Annotated in this window: 16 protein-coding genes; 4 read left to right on the plus strand and 12 right to left on the minus strand. The window is 38.5% G+C overall.

The genetic code is table 11. The features are described from left to right. Positions 1-38: 38 nt before the first annotated feature. From LKO28_RS08220 to mobA, 10 genes are all read right to left on the minus strand, one after another. The gene (locus LKO28_RS08220) at positions 39-461 is read right to left on the minus strand and encodes a Fur family transcriptional regulator (RefSeq protein ID WP_094258248.1); all 423 of its coding nucleotides are present in this window, start codon (positions 459-461) and stop codon (positions 39-41) included. A gap of 11 nt (positions 462-472) precedes the next feature. Next, positions 473-1,732, minus strand: coding sequence for an efflux RND transporter periplasmic adaptor subunit (locus tag LKO28_RS08225; RefSeq protein WP_227694345.1), 1,260 nt, complete (start codon positions 1,730-1,732; stop codon positions 473-475). Positions 1,733-1,740: 8 nt separating this feature from the next. Continuing rightward, positions 1,741-6,045 (minus strand): CusA/CzcA family heavy metal efflux RND transporter, encoded by a 4,305-nt coding sequence (locus LKO28_RS08230; protein ID WP_237235625.1) that lies wholly within the window; start codon positions 6,043-6,045, stop codon positions 1,741-1,743. A gap of 183 nt (positions 6,046-6,228) precedes the next feature. Next, entirely contained in the window at positions 6,229-6,564 is a 336-nt protein-coding gene (locus tag LKO28_RS08235; protein ID WP_209023052.1) for a DUF6660 family protein, read from the minus strand. Positions 6,565-6,769: 205 nt separating this feature from the next. Next, entirely contained in the window at positions 6,770-8,773 is a 2,004-nt protein-coding gene (gene mobC / locus LKO28_RS08240; RefSeq protein ID WP_227694365.1) for a conjugal transfer protein MobC, read from the minus strand. Between the two features lie 198 nt (positions 8,774-8,971). Next, positions 8,972-9,178, minus strand: a complete 207-nt coding sequence (locus tag LKO28_RS15530; RefSeq protein ID WP_069796431.1) for a GDCCVxC domain-containing (seleno)protein — start codon at positions 9,176-9,178, stop codon at positions 8,972-8,974. Position 9,179: 1 nt separating this feature from the next. Then, complete coding sequence (merTP, locus tag LKO28_RS08245) at positions 9,180-9,779, minus strand: mercuric transport protein MerTP (RefSeq protein ID WP_055092307.1); 600 nt, start codon at positions 9,777-9,779, stop codon at positions 9,180-9,182. Continuing rightward, positions 9,776-10,150: an ArsR/SmtB family transcription factor gene (locus LKO28_RS08250; RefSeq protein WP_227694346.1), complete on the minus strand. Its 375-nt coding sequence runs from the start codon at positions 10,148-10,150 to the stop codon at positions 9,776-9,778. The genes merTP and LKO28_RS08250 overlap by 4 nt, the downstream gene beginning before the upstream one ends. A gap of 96 nt (positions 10,151-10,246) precedes the next feature. Next, a complete protein-coding gene (mobB, locus tag LKO28_RS08255; protein WP_002993196.1) occupies positions 10,247-11,527 on the minus strand; it encodes a conjugal transfer protein MobB in 1,281 nt (426 codons plus the stop codon). Positions 11,528-11,535: 8 nt separating this feature from the next. After that, positions 11,536-11,967, minus strand: a complete 432-nt coding sequence (mobA, locus tag LKO28_RS08260) for a conjugal transfer protein MobA (protein ID WP_002993194.1) — start codon at positions 11,965-11,967, stop codon at positions 11,536-11,538. A 689-nt stretch (positions 11,968-12,656) separates the two neighbouring features. Between mobA and LKO28_RS08265 the strand changes: the two genes are divergently transcribed. Genes LKO28_RS08265 through LKO28_RS08275 form a run of 3 tightly spaced genes read left to right on the plus strand, consistent with a single transcriptional unit; the run spans position 12,657 to position 14,472 of the window. After that, a complete protein-coding gene (locus LKO28_RS08265) occupies positions 12,657-13,424 on the plus strand; it encodes a ParA family protein (RefSeq protein ID WP_148917754.1) in 768 nt (255 codons plus the stop codon). Between the two features lie 11 nt (positions 13,425-13,435). Continuing rightward, a complete protein-coding gene (locus LKO28_RS08270; RefSeq protein WP_002993187.1) occupies positions 13,436-13,834 on the plus strand; it encodes a DUF3408 domain-containing protein in 399 nt (132 codons plus the stop codon). Positions 13,835-13,836: 2 nt separating this feature from the next. Then, positions 13,837-14,472, plus strand: a complete 636-nt coding sequence (locus tag LKO28_RS08275) for a hypothetical protein (RefSeq protein ID WP_002993186.1) — start codon at positions 13,837-13,839, stop codon at positions 14,470-14,472. A gap of 60 nt (positions 14,473-14,532) precedes the next feature. On the opposite strand, the gene LKO28_RS08280 is transcribed toward LKO28_RS08275, so the two are convergent. Together LKO28_RS08280 and LKO28_RS08285 are read right to left on the minus strand one after the other, a co-directional pair. Next, positions 14,533-15,327, minus strand: a complete 795-nt coding sequence (locus LKO28_RS08280; RefSeq protein ID WP_094280386.1) for a cation transporter — start codon at positions 15,325-15,327, stop codon at positions 14,533-14,535. Between the two features lie 5 nt (positions 15,328-15,332). Continuing rightward, positions 15,333-17,504, minus strand: a complete 2,172-nt coding sequence (locus LKO28_RS08285; protein ID WP_148917753.1) for a TonB-dependent receptor plug domain-containing protein — start codon at positions 17,502-17,504, stop codon at positions 15,333-15,335. A 586-nt stretch (positions 17,505-18,090) separates the two neighbouring features. Between LKO28_RS08285 and LKO28_RS08290 the strand changes: the two genes are divergently transcribed. Beyond that, a complete protein-coding gene (locus LKO28_RS08290; protein WP_115170698.1) occupies positions 18,091-18,396 on the plus strand; it encodes a DUF4134 domain-containing protein in 306 nt (101 codons plus the stop codon). The last annotated feature ends 7 nt before the right edge of the window (positions 18,397-18,403 follow it).

Here is an 18,403-nt window from a genome sequence, read left to right on the forward strand (position 1 = left end):
ATATTTATGACAAAGATACACAGGAAGAGCCTGCAATGCTATTGCAAACTCTCCTTTAAACAGTTCTCGCAAATACCTTTACCAAATAGTTTTATTTCGTCAATACGGTAATTTTGGTTTCCATTCTGCGGTATTATAAAATCCTCCTTACAGGTTGTCTGTTTACAGATTTTACAATAGAAATGTAAGTGCCAATCTTTGTGTGTTTCTTCATCACACCCATCGTGACACAAAATATACTTAACGGTAGTGTTCTCCTGAATACTGTGTACAATGCCTTTTTCCTCGAAAGTTTTCAAAGTCCTGTAAATCGTAACCCTGTCTGCTTTATAGAAATGACTTTCGATTTCAGATAAGGACATCGCTGTCTGCTGTTGCTCCAAGAAATCATATACCAATATCCGCATACTGGTCGGATTGGTGTTCTTTGACAACAGCTTTTGTTCAATGCTTTTTTTCATTATATACCATTTTAGTGAGCGTGACCGTGTTCTCCGGTATCATTCATTTTTGCATTCACAAAAAACGCACCTTTTATCACGATATGTGTACCGTGTGGAATTTCATTTACAGGCGTTATCGCCGTGTAACCCAATTGAGAAGCACCTTTAACGACCTCCATTCTTGTAAATTGAGTTCCATTTTCCGAACCGTGGTCGTGAGCCTCATCTTCTTTATGGTCGTGCGGTTCTTCTTCCTGCTCCTTGACCAAAAAGATGTAATATTTCCCGTCTGCATTGACAACCGCTTCGTTGGGTACAGCCGTACTTAATACATCATCTAAACTTACATTTCCGGTTATGCTCATTCCGTCAATCAATCCTGTTTTATCTCCGGTAATTCTGCTGTGAACGGCAATGGTTTTGCTCTCTCCGCTAAAAGATGAACCTATACTATAAACTTCGGCAGAATGGGTCTTATTGGGGTTGTTGGTTACGACAAAATCTATTTTCTGACCTATTTTGATTAGGGGAATATCTTTTTCATAAACCTGTAAGTCCAAGTGCAATGCTGTGTTCTCTATTATTTCGGCAATAGGCGAAGACACATCTACATAGCTTCCGATTTTGGCAAAAACGTTACTTACCGTACCGCCTATCGGACTTGTAACGACCAACGAGGATTTAAGGCTGGAATTTGACAGGGAAGCCGGATTAATGCCCATCATTTGGATTTGTTGTTGTAACGATGCTTTTCGTGTTCTCAACGTGTTCAATTCAGATGTGGCACTTTGCAGGTTTTTCTTTGCACCTGCATTTCCCTCGTTCAGCTCTCTTTGTCTTGCAACTTCCTGCTCTGCAAATTCTATCCTGCTATTGATGCTTAGGTATTCTTCCTGTAATTGTATGAATTCCGGATTGGAAATAGTGGCGATGACCTGACCTTTTTTTACGAAATCGCCTATCTCCACATTGAGGGATTTGATAACGCCGCCAAACATTGAAGTTGCATTTGCCTTGTTGCTGTTGGGTACTCTCAATCCACCGTTGGCTTTCAATGTTGCGGACAATTGTTTCTGTTCAATCATCCCGATTTCGATACCTACAGCTTTTATCTGTTCATCGGTCAGTACCGCAACGTTTTCTTCTTCGTGTTCGTCCGTTGTTGCTGCTGCTTCGCTACCGTGATTATGTCCGTCGTCCTCCGTATGTTTATTTGTACAGGCGTTCAAAGCAAAGATTGCTACGAGGAGAAAAACGCTGAAAACTATATTATTGATGATACGTTTCATATTTTGTATTATTTGCTGATTAATGAATGAATAAGCGTTACAGCCTCATTGATTTGCTGTATGCTCTTTAGATAATTAAGCTGAATATCGGTTGTTGTCTGCAAGGCAAAGAGGTACTCCACATAAGAAATATCTCCGGTACTGTACCCTAACTTTGCCGCATTGATGATTTCATCAGCATTCGGAAGTGCCTGCTCCTTGAAATAGGTAAACTGTGAAACATTCTGTTCATATTGTTTCAGGGCATTTGCCAACTCCGTTTTTAGCTGCTGTTGTTGCCATTGGGCATTCAGTTCCAATGATTGTTTTTGATAATCAAGGGAACGGATTTTCGCTCTGGTCGTAGTAAAGAGTGGAATGGTTATGCCTACATCAACAAAACTGAACCGCTGTCCTCTGCCGTAAAATTGTTCCACGCCGTTTCTACTATGCATTCCTATCAGCGATATATTATTATAACCGAACGTAAAATCAGGCAGGCTGTTTGCCCGTTCCAACTTCTTGTTCTGTTCAGCGATTTTAGCCTCCTGATACAATAGCTGGATGCTTGGGTGGTTTTCAATAGCTGAACTGTCTATGAAAGAAGTCAAAAGTAATGGTTCATAGTCTGATTTGGGTTCAATGGCAAAATCTTCCTTTGTCTGCATCAGGTTTTTAAGATTCTGATAGGCATTTTGCCTGAAGACCTCATTTTGCTGGAGCAATATATTGATTTCCCCCTTTTTGGTAACAGCCGTACTGACTTCTATCCGCCCTATATCTCCTGTTTTATAACGCAGCTCCGCCACACGGATAAAGTCTGCATAAATACTATCCAAATACTTCAATACCGAAGCATTATGTTCCAGATACGCTAACTGATAATAATATGTTCTTACCTGCTTTCTTAGCTCATTTTCTGTCAGAGCCTTTGACCATTCCTGCCCTTTGACTTGCTCTTTGACAAGGTTTTTCTTTACCCCAAAAAGTGTTGGAAAGGGTATAGTCTGCGAAATTTGGAAACCGTCATTGTACTCAAATCCATCTGTATTCCCATATTGGAAATTTAAATCGGTTTTCGGTAGCTCATATGCTGTCTTACTCAAACTTTGGGTAGATTGAATCTCCAATTTTTTGGAACGGAGCTGAGGGTTATTTTCCATAGCTATTTCGATAGCTCTATCTACGTTTACAGGATTTTGTGCATTACTGGTTTGAGAAAAGCCTAAGAACGTAAACAGTAACAATATAGGTGTTATGGCTTTCATTTTATTATTTTTTGTAGGCTTATGATTTCTCATAAATACGAGGTATAGTAAAGGCAGTACGAATAACGTCAATGCCGTTGCTGACATCAATCCGCCGATAACGACCGTTGCCAACGGTTTTTGTACTTCTGCACCCGCACTTGTACTCAATGCCATCGGTAAGAAACCTAAACTTGCTACCGACGCTGTCATTAATACGGGTCTTAGTCTTGTTTTAGCCCCCTCGATAATTCTCGGGATAATCTCGTTCCAACCCTCTTTTTCCAATCTGTTGAATGTGGAAATCAGTACAATCCCGTTCAGAACAGCAACACCAAACAAAGCGATAAACCCTACACCTGCTGATATGCTGAATGGCATATCCCTCAACAATAGGGCAAACACACCTCCAATGGCACTCATCGGGATAGCTGTATAGACCAAAACGGCTTCCTTGAACGAATGAAACGTGAAGTACAATAAGATAAAAATCAAAAGCAGGGCGATAGGTACTGCAATCAGTAATCTGTCAGTAGCTTTTTGGAGGTTCTCAAACTGACCGCCATAGGTAAAATAATATCCTGTCGGTAGCTTAACCTGTTCAGCCAACTTATCCTGAATTTCTTCTACAACACTTGCTACATCCCGCCCTTGTACATTAAATCCGACATATATCCTTCGTTTTCCTCCTTCACGGCTGATTTGTGCAGGACCTAATTTATAGTCAATGTTGGCAACCTGCGAAAGTGGAACCTGCTCTCCGTTTGGAAGTGGAATAAACAGATTGCTCACATCCTCAATAGAACTGCGGTGTTCTTCATCAAGCCGTACCACCAAATCAAATCTACGCTCATTTTCATAAACCACGCCTGCTGATTTACCTGCAAACGCAGTACTGACAATATCGTTTATCTCCTGTACATTCAAGCCATAGTTGGCTATTCGGGTACGGTCGTATTCGATATTAATCTGTGGAAGACCTGCTATCCGTTCTACCTGCGGAGCGGTTGCACCCTCTACCGTTTGAATAATGGCATTGGCTTTATTGGCATAAATCAACAAACTGTCGAGGTTCTCTCCGAATATTTTCACAGCTACATCTTGCCTGATACCCGTCATCAGTTCATTAAACCTCATCTGTATCGGCTGGTTGGCTTCAAAGAATACACCGGGAATAACTTCGAGTTTCTCCATCATTTCATTGGAAAGTTCGTCATACGATTTCTTTGTTTTCCATTCGTCCTGTGGTTTAAGAATAATCATCAGGTCGGTCGCTTCGGGCGGCATCGGGTCTGTCGGTACTTCGGCAGCCCCCGTTTTTCCTACAACCATTTTTACTTCGTCAAACTCCTTGATTATCTTAGATGCCTGCATTGAGGTTTCCAGACTTTGGCTTAAGGATGTTCCTTGCGGCAAAATACAATGGAAAGCAAAATCGCCCTCGCCCAATGTTGGCAGGAACTCTCCGCCCATCCGTGAAAAAAGGAATATACTAATGGTAAAAAGTCCGACGGCAACCGCAATAATCACATATTTTATCCGAATGGCTTTTTCTAACAAAGGCTTATAAACCCCTTGAAGATAGTCCATCATTTTGTCTGAAAAATTCCTTTTGGTAATCGGTTTTTTAGACAGACACAAGGCACTCATCATCGGGATATAGGTAAAGGACAAAATCAAAGCTCCCAAAATGGCGAAACTTACGGTCTGCGCCATTGGCGTAAACATTTTTCCTTCTATGCCGACCAAAGTAAGGATAGGAATATAAACAATGAGGATAATGATTTCTCCAAATGCTGCACTCGTACGGATTTTTCTTGCAGATTCATACACCTCCTCGTCCATTTCTGCCTGCGTAAGTTTTTGAGTGGATTTCCGTAAGCCCAAATGGTGCATTGTGGCTTCAACAACGATCAGCGAACCGTCCACTATCAATCCGAAATCAATAGCTCCCAAACTCATCAGGTTGGCACTTACGCCAAATAACCTCATCATTCCCAATGCAAAAAGCATTGATAACGGTATAGCTGATGCGACGATTAAACCTGCCCTGAAATTCCCTAAGAAGATAATCAATACAAATATTACGATTAATGCACCTTCAATTAGGTTTTTTTCGACAGTACTTATCGCTCTATCTACCAGGTTCATTCTATCCAAATAAGGTTCTATGACCACATCATCGGGTAGAGATTGTTGGATAACCGGTATTTTTTCTTTGATGTTTTTTACGACCGTAGCAGTGTTTTCTCCCTTGAGCATCATTACAATACCTCCCACAGCATCTACTTCGCCGTTATAGGTCATTGCTCCGTATCGGGTAGCGTGACCAAATTGTACTTTTGCTACATCTTTGATGAATACCGGAACACTTTCCGTATTTTTAACAACAATATTACCTACATCTTCCAGTGAAGTGACTAAACCAATTCCCCGAATGAAGTATGCATTGGGTTTCTTATCAATATAAGCGCCTCCGGTATTTTGGTTGTTGTTTTCGAGTGCAGTAAAAATATCGGAGATACTGACGTCCATCGCTTTGATGCGGTTAGGGTCAACGGATACCTCGTATTGTTTGAGCAGACCGCCGAAACTATTAACTTCTGCAATTCCCGGAGTACCGTAAAGTTGTCTGGCGACAATCCAATCCTGCATTGTCCGTAAATCCATTGCAGAATATTTATCTTCGCTTCCTTGTTTGGGATGGAGAATGTATTGGTACACTTCGCCAAGACCTGTACTGACAGGAGCAAGTTCAGGCGTTCCAACTCCATCAGGTATCTGGTCTTGTGCTTCTTTCAGCTGTTGGCTTACCAACTGTCTTGCAAAATAAATATCGACATTGTCTTGAAACACTACGGTTACAACAGATAGTCCAAACCTCGAAACACTTCTTATTTCTTCTACTTTGGGAAGATTGACGATACTTTGCTCTACAGGAAATGTAACCAGTTGCTCCACCTCCTGTCCTGCTAATGTTGGTGACAGGGTAATAATCTGAACCTGATTGTTTGTAATGTCAGGTTGGGCATCAATGGGGATTTTCGTGGCACTCCATACCCCCCAAATGATGAGTAATAAGGTCATTAATCCTATAATGAACTTATTCTTTATAGAGAATTTTATAATGTTATTTAACACTTTTTGTGATGATTAATGATGGATAAATAATGATAAAATCATAATGATTATGTTTTTAGGGAATATAAATACCCTAAAAACCAAGCTAACGCTGTTAGCATTAAGCTGTAATCATTAAAACATTAAAAATTATGCATTAATCTTTGGCGGTTGCCAAATTTCTCCCAGATAGAGGGATATAAAGATAGATTTATAGTAAACTTTGGCCTTAGACAAGTCAAAGGTCTTCTTAACTAAGTTATATACATTCCATTGAAGCACTATGCCCGACACCATTCCACAACAACCGCATAAACAAAACGGACTGCACATATCAGGTTTTTCCTGATGGTCGTGGCTTGCTTTATGGGCTAATTCTTCTGAATGGTTATGGTTTTGAAAACTCTCCTTTTCATACATATCGGTACAAGGCATTAAAAATACCGCCATCATATAAATTGCCAATATGGAAAAAAAGACTTTCATATTCTTTTGCAAAGTTAGTAAAAAAGTAATGCAATGGCATTGCATTGTTTTGAATAATTACTATTTTATATAATATCCTTTTTCATTCTGAATATTTGTTTTACATACTGTTCAAAACAATATTGGCGACACTCCATACTAAATTTAAGAAGAAGTATCGCCAATATTTTTTAGTCTATACTAAAAATTTCCACTTGTACCTTTATTACTCTTGCTGTATCAAATGCTGTAAGTTCGGGTCATTCTTAATCCGTTCCATTTCACTTTCGACGATATGCAGAATATCTGATTTTATCTGACGGTAATTGCTTTCAATTTCCTGCTTCATTTTATCCTCGCCTTGCTCATCTACAAAGGATAGGATTTGCGGTATCTTTTGATAGGCTTTTGTTTCGGCGGCTACCTTTTCATTATCGACCACGATTTCTGCGTGAAATATCTTTTGTTCGATACGCTCGTCAAAATTATCCGATACAGAACCGACAAACATACCCTGCGTTAAGGTTGAAATTTTGGAAGCCGGAATAAGGCTGTCTAATTGTGTAGAAATAGAAGTTGATTTATCATTACGGTTTATCGTCATACTTTGACGTTTCTGTAATACTTTTCCAAAACGTTCCGAAAGGCTTTTTGCCGTTTCTCCTACAACCTGTCCACTGAATACATTACCTACGGTGTTTTGAATAACTTTAGCTTCTTTATCGCCGTAATCACGTATCAACTGCGAAAAGTCCTGAAAGCCCAAGCACACAGCCACCTTATTACTTCTCGCCGTTGCGATAAGATTGTCCAACCCTCTAAAATAAATCGTGGGCAACTCATCTATAATAACCGAACTCTTTAATTGTCCTTTCTTATTGATGAGCTTGACAATTCGGGAGTTGTACAAGCCCAAAGCTGCGGAGTAGATATTTTGACGGTCGGGATTGTTACCCACGCACAAAATCTTCGGCTCGTTCGGGTTGTTGATGTCCAATGAAAAATCATCGCCTGTCATAACCCAATACAACTGCGGTGATATCATTCGTGACAAAGGGATTTTAGCCGATGCAATTTGTCCCTGCAACTGGTCTTGTGCTCCGCCTTGCCAAGCATCCATAAATGGTGAAAGATAGTTTTCCAAATCAGGATACGAAGTTAAAATGGTAAATACATCCGAATACTTTTTATTCAGCAATTCAATGGCGTGTGGAAAGGTGCAATACTTACCATTCTCGTAAATTTTTAAAAACCAGATGATAGCCGCTAAAAGAATAATTGGAGATTCGACAAAGAAATCTCCTTGTTTTTGTATCCAGCTTCTGTTGAGGTTCAACATAATCGTGTAAGCGGCTTCGTAAGCATCGGATATGTCAGTCATAAAATCTGGATTGAGCGGATTGCAACGATGGCTCTTGCGTGGATCGTCAAAGTTGATGACGTAGAACTTTGGTTTTATTTCGTACTTATTCTGATGTTTCAATAAATGATTATAAGCAATAGTAGAAAGGTCGTCAAACTTGAAATCGTAGATATACATCGAAAAACCTTTTTCAATTTGTTGCTTGATATAATTGTTAACGACGGCATACGATTTACCAGAACCCGGAGTCCCCAAAACAATCGTTGCTCTGAAAGGATTTACGATATTGATCCAGCCCTTGTGTTCCTTTTTATTGTACCAAAATTTAGTAGGCAGGTTTACGGAATATTCATTTTCCATCAATTTGGTTTCCTGCATAAAACTTTCGTTCTCCATATTGAAAACATCATCCATCAGGTTGTTTTTCAATAACCTGCTTATCCAAACCCCAGCCATCAGCAAAGCAATATAACCTAGTCCGATAGTCAGTATATAAAAGAATGTGCCAATGATGGGCGACAACTTTAACAGTGGTGTATTCAGAAAGAACAGCAAAAAACCAATTCCCAAAGCCACGTAAATCTTTGACCAGGTTATCTTCTCGTTCTTCACGCCTTTGGTTCCCAAACAGCTTAAAGCCAATAACACGATTGCAAATACTTTGGTATATAAAGTATGCGAAAACAAACCGGCTGTTCGGTCAAAATTCCCTAATATTTTATTGATTACTTCTAGTGTCCAGCCACGTTCCATAAAGAAACCATAACAAAACCAATAAAGATGCATCAGTACTAATAGAATACTAACTGCTCTCATAAAAGCCATTATTTTGGCTAAACCTCTTAAATCGTCTTCTCCTTGCATTATTTTTAATTTTAATGTTCGGGCGTGAATTTAAAGACTATAAAGATTGGCTTTGGAAAAGTGGTAGTGGATGGCGGTGAGTGGCAGGGTTCGGCTGGGTCATAAGAGGTATAGCTTCTATACCCCTTTTATATAGTAATATTTATAGGTAGTAAAATAAAAATACTTTAGTTATATCGACCTTCTTTTGTTTTATACCCGTCAGCAACATTTTTTGTCCTGCTGAATTGGTGGACAAGCAACACTTCCGTAGCTACAATAAACACAGCAGTCGCCTTGTTTTGGTTTTAGAACTTGTTTGCATTTTTCACATTCGTAAAAATATTGGCAAGCGTCTGTCGGCATTGTTTCTTCTTTCTTATGTCCGCAGTTGGGGCAAGTTATTGTTGATTGTAATTTGATTTCCATTTTAATTTTCTTTTTTGTCGGTTACAGAATATCCTGTTGAGTTTATTGCTTTTTCGATTTCAGAAATATTTGTTTTTGAGTTGTCAAATTCTATGATTGCATTTCCATTTTCATATGAAGCGTTTGAACTTATTATTCCTGTCAATTTATTTACTTCGTGATTTACGTGTTCTTCGCAACTCGCACAAGTCATTCCGCTAATCGTAAATTTTACTTTTTGAATATTGGATTTGTCCACTACTATGATTTGCTTTTCTTTCTTTGGGTAGAAAATGCTTGAATAGTATGGAAAGGCAAGCATAACGATTGCAAATGCTGTTACAATTCCTAAAAACATTTTTGACTGAATGAATTTTGGTTTTTCTTCTGTCTCACAGTTGCAGTCAATTTGCTTTTTAGGTTTCAACTTTTGATACCAAGCAAAACCAAGAACCAAAATTGTCAAACCGATAAAATACGGTCTGAAAGGTTCGAGCCAAGAAAAAGTAGAAGCAAGTCCGCTTGTTCCTGCTACTAAAGCCAAGACTGGAGTAATACAACACAATGAAGCTGCAATTGCTGTTAAAAGTCCTGCTCCGATTAGTTTTTTGTCAGTTTTCATAATGTTTCTAAAATTTTGTTTTCGTCAAGTATTTTAAAAAACGGTTTCAGCATTTTTTCATATTCCTTGGTCAATGAATAAAAAATAGTTTGGGCCTCCCTGTCTGTTTCTACTAGATTACGGTCTTTAAGTTTTCGTAAATGTTGTGAAACTGCCGAGATTGTCATTCCAAGAACGTCGCTCATATCACAAACACAGAGTCGTTTTTCTTCGTAAAGTAGGAAGAGAATTTTAAGTCTTACGGTATTTCCTGCCAATTCAAGCCCATTCGATAAATAATCAAACGAATCGTTAAGCTCTAAAACCCGGTCTTTACAGCGGTTTATTTGTTCAATGTCTGCTTGTTGACGTATACAAGAATTATTACCCATAGTGCAAATATAGTTAATTCGTTTATTTAAGCAAATGCTAAAATACAATTTAACAAATCGTTTTAAAAGCAGATTTTAATTCCAAAAGATGACTTACTATAGTCTTCTTTTCTTTTTCTTCATCCTATTAGCAAAATCCTGTTCCTCGTAATCTTCCCCCTGTGCTTCAGGTATGAGCAAACCTCCAAAGGCTTCTATCAAACCGTCTTCGTGTTTTTCAGTATTTAAGAAGTCGAACAAATGATGTGGTTCTTCCGCAGGTAAATCCTCCGTATCAGTTGGTTTGGACAATTTTGGTAGGGGTGCAACTGGCTCTTTAATCTCCGCTTTGATATTATTGTTCCAATAATCATTAAAGGTATTGGCAGAAAGTTCTTTTGCCAATCGTGAACCGTTCCAAACACTTTTAGAGTTGTGGTCAATGAACGACATACCGTAAATTCGTCCGGTATCGTTTCTGCGTATCACTACATTGATACCTTGCTCGCCTAACTGTTTTTTAAAGCTCAATTCGTCAACCGTTGATTGCAGGGCAATGGTAACGGCTGATTTTAAAGTCTGTTTGGTTGCGGTATCTTTCAGGGTTGTTTTGCATTTCGCAAAATGCAATTCCAAAGCCGGAAGCCCTGCGTTCTTTCCGAAAAACGAAGCCTTGAACGGATGTCCTGCTTTTTCGCCTTTCTCATTCAATGGAATGTACAATAAACCCTGCTGTGCCTTTCCGTGTAATTCTCCCTCCACTTTCTCGGTGGTAATATTGAACAGGGAAAGCAAAGCATTGTATTCTCCCAAAGTTTGGTATTGATAATAGTTCGGCAAGTGGCGAATGACCGAAGCAATCTGACTTTTTATATCACTTGCCCGATAATCCACCGGACGAAAAACCTTATCATTGTGATTACGTTCTTTGTCCGTTGCGGGTATCAGACCGTGTTTTCTTTCCAGTTCACGGCATACACTCATAGACCGCATTTTCTCAAAACTATCCGAAATTTTCACGCCCTGTTCGTCCACGCAGACCGATACGATATGGATATGACTACGGTCAATATCGGTATGTTTGAAGACCACAAAAGGCTGTTCGCCGTAACCCATTTCACGCATATATTCTTCCGCCATTTCCCTAAACTTATCATCATCTACATTATCCTTGGGATCAGGATTGAGCGAAATATGCAACGTATGTTTCTCGGTATTTCGGTTGGCGATGAGATAAGGAGCAAAAGATTGGGCTAATTGTGCTACGGAATAATGTCCGTTAGCAGTTTCAATTATCTTATTGGCGAACAAAATTTGTCCATTTTCGTTCTCCACTTTGAGCTGATTATATGCCAAGGCTCCGTATAAATTTGCGCTTCTACCAATTTTCGCAATCATGTCTGCTGTTATTTTTTCAGATATTTTACATCAAATTCTTCCGTTATCTGGACAATTTCTTTAAACAAGGCGGTCATTTCAGCCGTATGTTTTTCCAATTTATAGAGATATGCTGCTGCCTTTTTCTCCGAAAAGTTCTTATACAATAGCTTTACGACCTGATTATAATTCACGCCAATAGATCGAAATTGACTGTGAAACGAAGTCAATCGCATATAAAAATCAATTGTTCCTTTGTCTATTTTAACAGATTTTATCGTCTTATCGAAGATGCAAGAGGTTATAAAATGTGCCTTAACCTGCATACCGGACTTTTCAAATAAGTCAAGAAAACGGGCATGCTCTTCCTCATTAAAGGAAATCGTGTACCGGATTTTAGCGGGATCGTTTTTTAGAGGACGCCCGCCCTTTTTTAACTGCTTTCTGCTGTTTTCATTCATCACTAATCCATTTTTAATTCATACAAAACGCCGACTTCGGAGGACGTTTTCTGCCCCCGGCAGGGCAAGTTGTTTTGAGCATCGGAAATCTTTTCGAGATGCTCAAAACACAACTTGCCGTGTTCCGGTGAACACAAAAATCCGCCCTCCGGGACGGATTGGATTTAACAGGGAAAAACGGCTTGATGCCGTAGCTGTTAAAGTCCATTTTGTCAATTTGATTTTGCATAAATCCGTTAATAAAAATCTACTTACAAAGTAAAGCGCTCTTTACGAAAGGATTGCACTACAACAGAGTGCCAAACACTGCCTTTGAACGCCAAATACTGCCATACATCATTTACCGGATAAATCAATCGCTTTATTTGCATCAAAGTTTTAGGGCAGGTTGTAAAAAATGTAATGAGGATAAAAAATAAATTGGGTTTTAGTACAGAAATTTTGGAATAAAAGCATAGGGTTTTAAAAACATAAAACTGTAAAAGCATAAAAGCGGTAAAGCAATTTACAAGTTGTAAGGTTTTCCAGTTGCTAAAAATGATTACCCACCAAGCGGTAATAAAAGCAAATAACAATCAAGAAAATTTCCAAAAGGGGAATACAGGCATATAGGAAATAGGTACTATTTAAATAAACCAATATTCAAACCTGCCAAACAAATAAAATGTGTAACAATAAATCTTTAAATAATGGAAACAAAAAAGAAAACTTTAAAAATTAGTTTTTCAACGCCTAAAGGCGGTGTTGGAAAATCTACTATGACCGCATTACTTTCAAGTGTATTGCATTATCGTTTAGGTTTTAATGTCCTTGTAATGGATTGTGATTTCCCACAACACAGCTTAGCCAATATGAGGGAAAGGGATTTGAAAACTATTATGCAGAATGATTACCACAAAAGAGCTGCAATGAAGTTGTATCAAAGTATCAATAAAAAAGCATATCCGATTATCAGTTGTAAACCGGAGGATGCCTTGTCAAAGGCTTTAGAATACGTAAATCAATCTGCAATAGAGCCTGATATAACTTTTTTTGATCTTCCCGGAACAGCTAATACAAAAGGTGTGCTCACGACCTTAAGAACAATGGATTTTATTTTTTCTCCAATTAGTGCTGACCGTCTAGTTATGGAAAGTACACTGAGCTTTACTAAAGCATTCCTTGGCTTGCCCGAAACGGAGGAGAGTAATGAAGATCAGAAAATGTGGATGTTTTGGAATCAGGTAGATGGTCGAGAGAAAACAGGAATATACGAGGCTTATCAAAGCGTTATTAACGAACTCGATTTATCTGTGATGAATTCTCGGATAATGGATAGTAAACGTTTCAGAAAAGAGACGGACGATACACCGAACAGTGTATTTCGGTCAAGTCTGTTACCTGCCGAACCTCAACTAATGAAAGTAACGAGACTGGATTTATTTATTGAAGAATTTTTAAAAATTGTTAATCTCTAAAATAGTTAAGTATGTCAACAGATAAGAGAAGAAAAGATTTTGATAAGCCCGATGTTGATGAAGAATTAATCATGAATATCATGAGTGGTAATCAATCTGTTACTATACCCGAAGTTATTCAACAACAGAAAATACAGAAGGAAACAAAACCAAAAGCCCGCAATAGCTCCCTAAAGAAGGTGGATTATGAGGAGACATTTCTGGTCAATCGTTTTCCTTCAGGTCGAAACGGAAAGGTCGTTTACATTCGTCCAGAATATCACGAAAGGTTGTTACGTATAGTACAATTAACAAGAGAAGAAAAGACTACACTCTATTCTTATATCGACAACATTCTTGAACACCATTTTAGAGAGTACGGGGACGATATTACAGATTATTTCAACGAACGTTTTAAACCAATTTTATAGTTATGGAAATTGTAATAGTAATATGCCTGCTGATCGTCATTGTCCTGCTTTTGCAGGATAAGATTATCATTAAGAAAAGGTCAAAACAAAAACCTCCGCAAAAGAAAGTCAATCCGGATCTGCCCGATATTATGGGACAGCCCAAACCCGTAGAACGCCTTTCAGTGCCAAACACTGCCAATGAACGCCAGATTGAGGAACCAGAGGTAAATCCCGATAATTTAGACATTGAATACGACGAAAATGAAAACAGGAGTATTCAGATTCCGCAGGAAGAGCTGGATGAAGTTTTTAGCAATCAACCTGATTTTGAAGAAGAGGAAGAAGAATGGAACAGGTACGGAATATCTGGTGGCGATAATGGTTTTGCCCAAGGGGTTACCTTTGAAGAACTAAGCTCCGTGGGGATGTTGCTTCAGCAAGAAAAACTGGAGTCATCTCAAAAGGAAACAGCGATAGCAATCGTTCAGAAAATACAGGGAACCGAATTATTTAGTCTGCTGGAAAATTCTATAGCGGGTGCATCCAGTAAAATTGCCAAGCTATTGGATAGCTCACTCTCATCTGAAACGGAAATCAGTTCTTCCACTTTGCGGAACAATGATTTAGATGATTTTGATATTGGGGAGTTTGTCTGAAACGGAATTATTTTAATTGAGCCTGAAAAACTAAATTTCAGGCTCAACTTATTTTTACATTTACTTTGCCAACTTCAATATTCTGTAAGCCCCTCTTGCTACAATTACAAATACAATAGCTCCAATAATCAAATCTGGATAACTTGAATTGAGCCAATTAACTAAAAGACCAGCAACAATAACTCCCGAATTGATAATGACATCATTTGATGTGAATATCATCGAAGCCTGCATATGCGCTTCTTTACTTTTGTTCTTTTGTAAAAGATAAAGGCAAAATACGTTTGCAATCAATGCTAAAACTGAAACGACAATCATTGTCTTGAAATCGGGCATAGCTTCAATTCCCATACAACGTCTGATTACTTCAACGAAACCTATAATAGCCAGTAAGACTTGGAAGTATCCTGCAAATCTGGCGATGTTGTTTTTTAAAGCGATTGTTCCACCCACGGCGATTAATGCCAATGCGTAAACGACACTGTCGGCAAGCATATCCAAACTATCGGCTACCAACCCCATTGAGCCTGAAAAAACACCGAATAACATTTCCAATCCAAAGAACAGGAAGTTGATAATCAATACGATCCAAAGTAATTTCCGTTGCTTGTTGCTTGTATCTGTTTCAACAACGAAATTACTTTTTTCGGTTGAAACCAATGTCGTATTTAGATTCAGTGTTCCCAGAGCCAAAAAAATTGGCTCTGGGTTTCCATCGTGATAAACGTCTAATTTTCTATTGGCTATATCGAATTCCAATCCTTTTACCGTATCAAAGTCTTGCAGTTTCATACGGATTAATTGCTCCTCGCTTGGGCAATCCATTTTAGTTATATTGAATATGGTTTTTTCCATTTATTTTAAAGCTTAAATTTTATTCCTCCGTTAATCACAAATCCGTCCAAAGGTGCATAAATGTCTTTAAAAACTGGATTGGTTATTGTTCCTGTATAAATGCTGTCAAAGCGTGTTTGTCGGGTGTCGAGGAAGTTTTCAAAGTTGATGTACAGAGAAAATCTTTCCCAAATCTTTTCAGCCATAAATCCAGTAATAAAGTAATCTTTGCCCGTAGTTCCATTATTCAGTTTTTGGCGACTGAAATAATAGGCTTCCAGACCAATTTTCCATTTGTCTTCTATTTCATACATCAGGATGGAATTAATGCGGTGTTTTGGTGTTAAAGGGCTTTCTACAGTCGTTCCATTATGGTGTAATCGGGCATCTGTATAGGTATAACCCAAAAACAATTTCAGGTCATCATAACCAATTTTAATATTGGTTTCTGTTCCTTTGGTATGGATGTAGCCAGGAGAATTAACAAACTGATACAGATTTGCCGAGGAGTTTTCAAGTAACAAGGGATTATCCAAATAGGTGTAAAAGAACAATTGATTTATGCTAAATGACCAATCTTCCCCAATGTAGGTGCGGTAATTGATGTCTGCATTTGCTCCATAACTTTTTTCCAATTTATTGGTCTTGTCGTCAATGGGCATTACATTTTGATATTGTAGGCGTTCGCTTTCTTCCGTAAAAATGGTAGGTGTTTTATAGCCAAATCCACCACCAACTCGTGAAGTTAAGCCCTCGGCAATGTGGAATAGAGCCGAAACTCTCGGTAAGAATACCACCCCATAATCCACAACATAATCCGTTCTAAAACCTGTTTCCAATTGAAACCAATCCGTAGCATTAAAAGAATTTTGTACAAAAGCACCGAATGTAGTCTGATTATAATCTCTCAACGGAGATGCCATAATCTGCTTTTCTTTGAAATTATCCGTCCAAATATTAATACCTGTGACCCATTCCGATTTTTCAGTACTGTTGGTGTAGTTGGCTTCGGTAAAACTTGCTGTTTGTGTTCCCTCAAACTGATAGTTTGGAATGGTAGTATTTCGGTTAAAATAACTTACACTATTTTTGACTTGAACAGTACTGTTTTCATTGATGATATGGTCGAAAACAAATTGTGTGGAATAGCGTTGTGTTTTATTTTCCTCAAAATATTGGTTTGTATTATCTCCATTTCCTTTGATGTAAAGCATATCACCTCCCAAACGGCTCTCGATCGTTGTGTTGATACCGAAGTTCAGTTTCGTCTTTTCATTGAAATAAACGAAGAGCTTCGGATTCAGTACATAGCGTTCGAATTGTGGAATAGCGGATAGTCCGTTCTTAGCAGGATCATAAGCTGCGTTACGGTTATGGGAAGCAAATATAGTTGTTCCAATTTTATTAAACCTTTGTCCATAAAAGCCGTTTATATCCAAACCCCTGCCGGATGTTCCATTGAGGTGAAAACCTAAATCTCTCTCATAGGTCGGCGTTTTGGAAATCAGATTGACCAGTCCAGCTATTGCTCCGCCTCCATATAGTGTAGATGTAGAGCCTTTGATGACTTCTACTTGTTTGAGGTCAAGTGGTGGTATCTGTAACAAACCCAATCCACTTGAAGCACCTGAATAAATGGGGAAACCGTCTTTCAGGATTTGTGTATATCTTCCATCAAGTCCCTGAATACGAATACTTGCATTGGCACTGGTAGGCGAAGTGGTTTGTACGTGAATACCTGTGCTTTCCGCTAAAAGCATACGAATATCTCCCGGTTTCATGTTCCCTTTTTCGCCCAGTTCTTCACTTCCAATAAATTCAATACGGGTAGGGATATTTTGTATACTCCTTGTGCTTCTTGTGGATGAAATGACAACTTCCTCTAACTCCTCTGAACTTTCTTTGAGTAAGATTTCAATAGGACTGTTGTCAGCTAATGGAAATTCCAATGTATCTATATAGTCGTTAAAACCGATATAGCTAAAATGTATTTCCTGTATCCCATCAGGAATATTTTCTATTATGATGAGACCGTTTTCGTTTGATGTAGCGGCAAGCGAGGTTCCTTTTATAGATGCTGTCACTCCAATCAAAAGATTTTTGTTTTCACTGTTTCTAATAACAGCATTTAAAGTGTTTTGTGCAAATACACAGAGATTTAGTGTCATAAAAAATGACACAAAGACTATTTTTTTCATTGTATAAAAAAACATTAATGTTTGAAAAATGAGAATTGACGGTTTGTAGCACCGTAATCTGTTATTGTGCCGAAGACACTAAAAACATTAATTAATCTTAGGGGGTTGCCAAATGGAAGAGAGGAAGTCTGAAACAGCTGACGCTGTTATTACACCTAATTTCTTTTTAGGTTGTTGGACATAATTGGATGTTAAAGCATAAAAGGAAGTAATTACAAATCCAGTACAGGTATTGCATTTAGAAAAAGGCGAGCAACATTCCATACCGCAATCGTCGCTATCTTGTTCTTGACTATTTGTTGTTTGATTCACTAGGTCAAAACATTTATCTTCCATAAAGCTTGGCAAGGTCGATAAGACCAAAACCATTAATGCTAATATGTACGACAAGGATTTCATTTTACGAAGATAGTAAAAACCTCTCTCTTCCTGTCAACACCTCTCTATTTTCTTTATCAATTCAGCCACCCACAGCCAAACAATTCCTCTCACTGCCACTTTGTTAGAACGCTTTGATTTCTGAAACACCTTTGTCACGAAGCTCGCAAGAAGCGGGAAGACAATAACAATTTAATGTGTTTCAATTATGAAAAAACAAAGAAAAAAAGTTTTGATGGCAGTCGTTGCAATGCTATCAGGAATGGGTGCATTCGCACAAGGAAACGGTACAGCAGGTATCACCGAAGCTACCCAAATGGTCACCTCTTATTTCGACCCTGCAACTCAATTAATTTATGCCATCGGTGCCGTTGTTGGGCTAATTGGAGGTGTTAAGGTGTACAACAAATTTAGTTCGGGCGACCCAGACACAAGTAAAACGGCAGCATCGTGGTTTGGAGCTTGTATCTTTTTAATCGTTGCGGCTACCATCCTTCGTTCATTCTTCCTGTAATCCTTTG

This window comes from Sphingobacterium sp. FBM7-1 (assembly GCF_020687765.1).
Classification (GTDB): domain Bacteria; phylum Bacteroidota; class Bacteroidia; order Sphingobacteriales; family Sphingobacteriaceae; genus Sphingobacterium.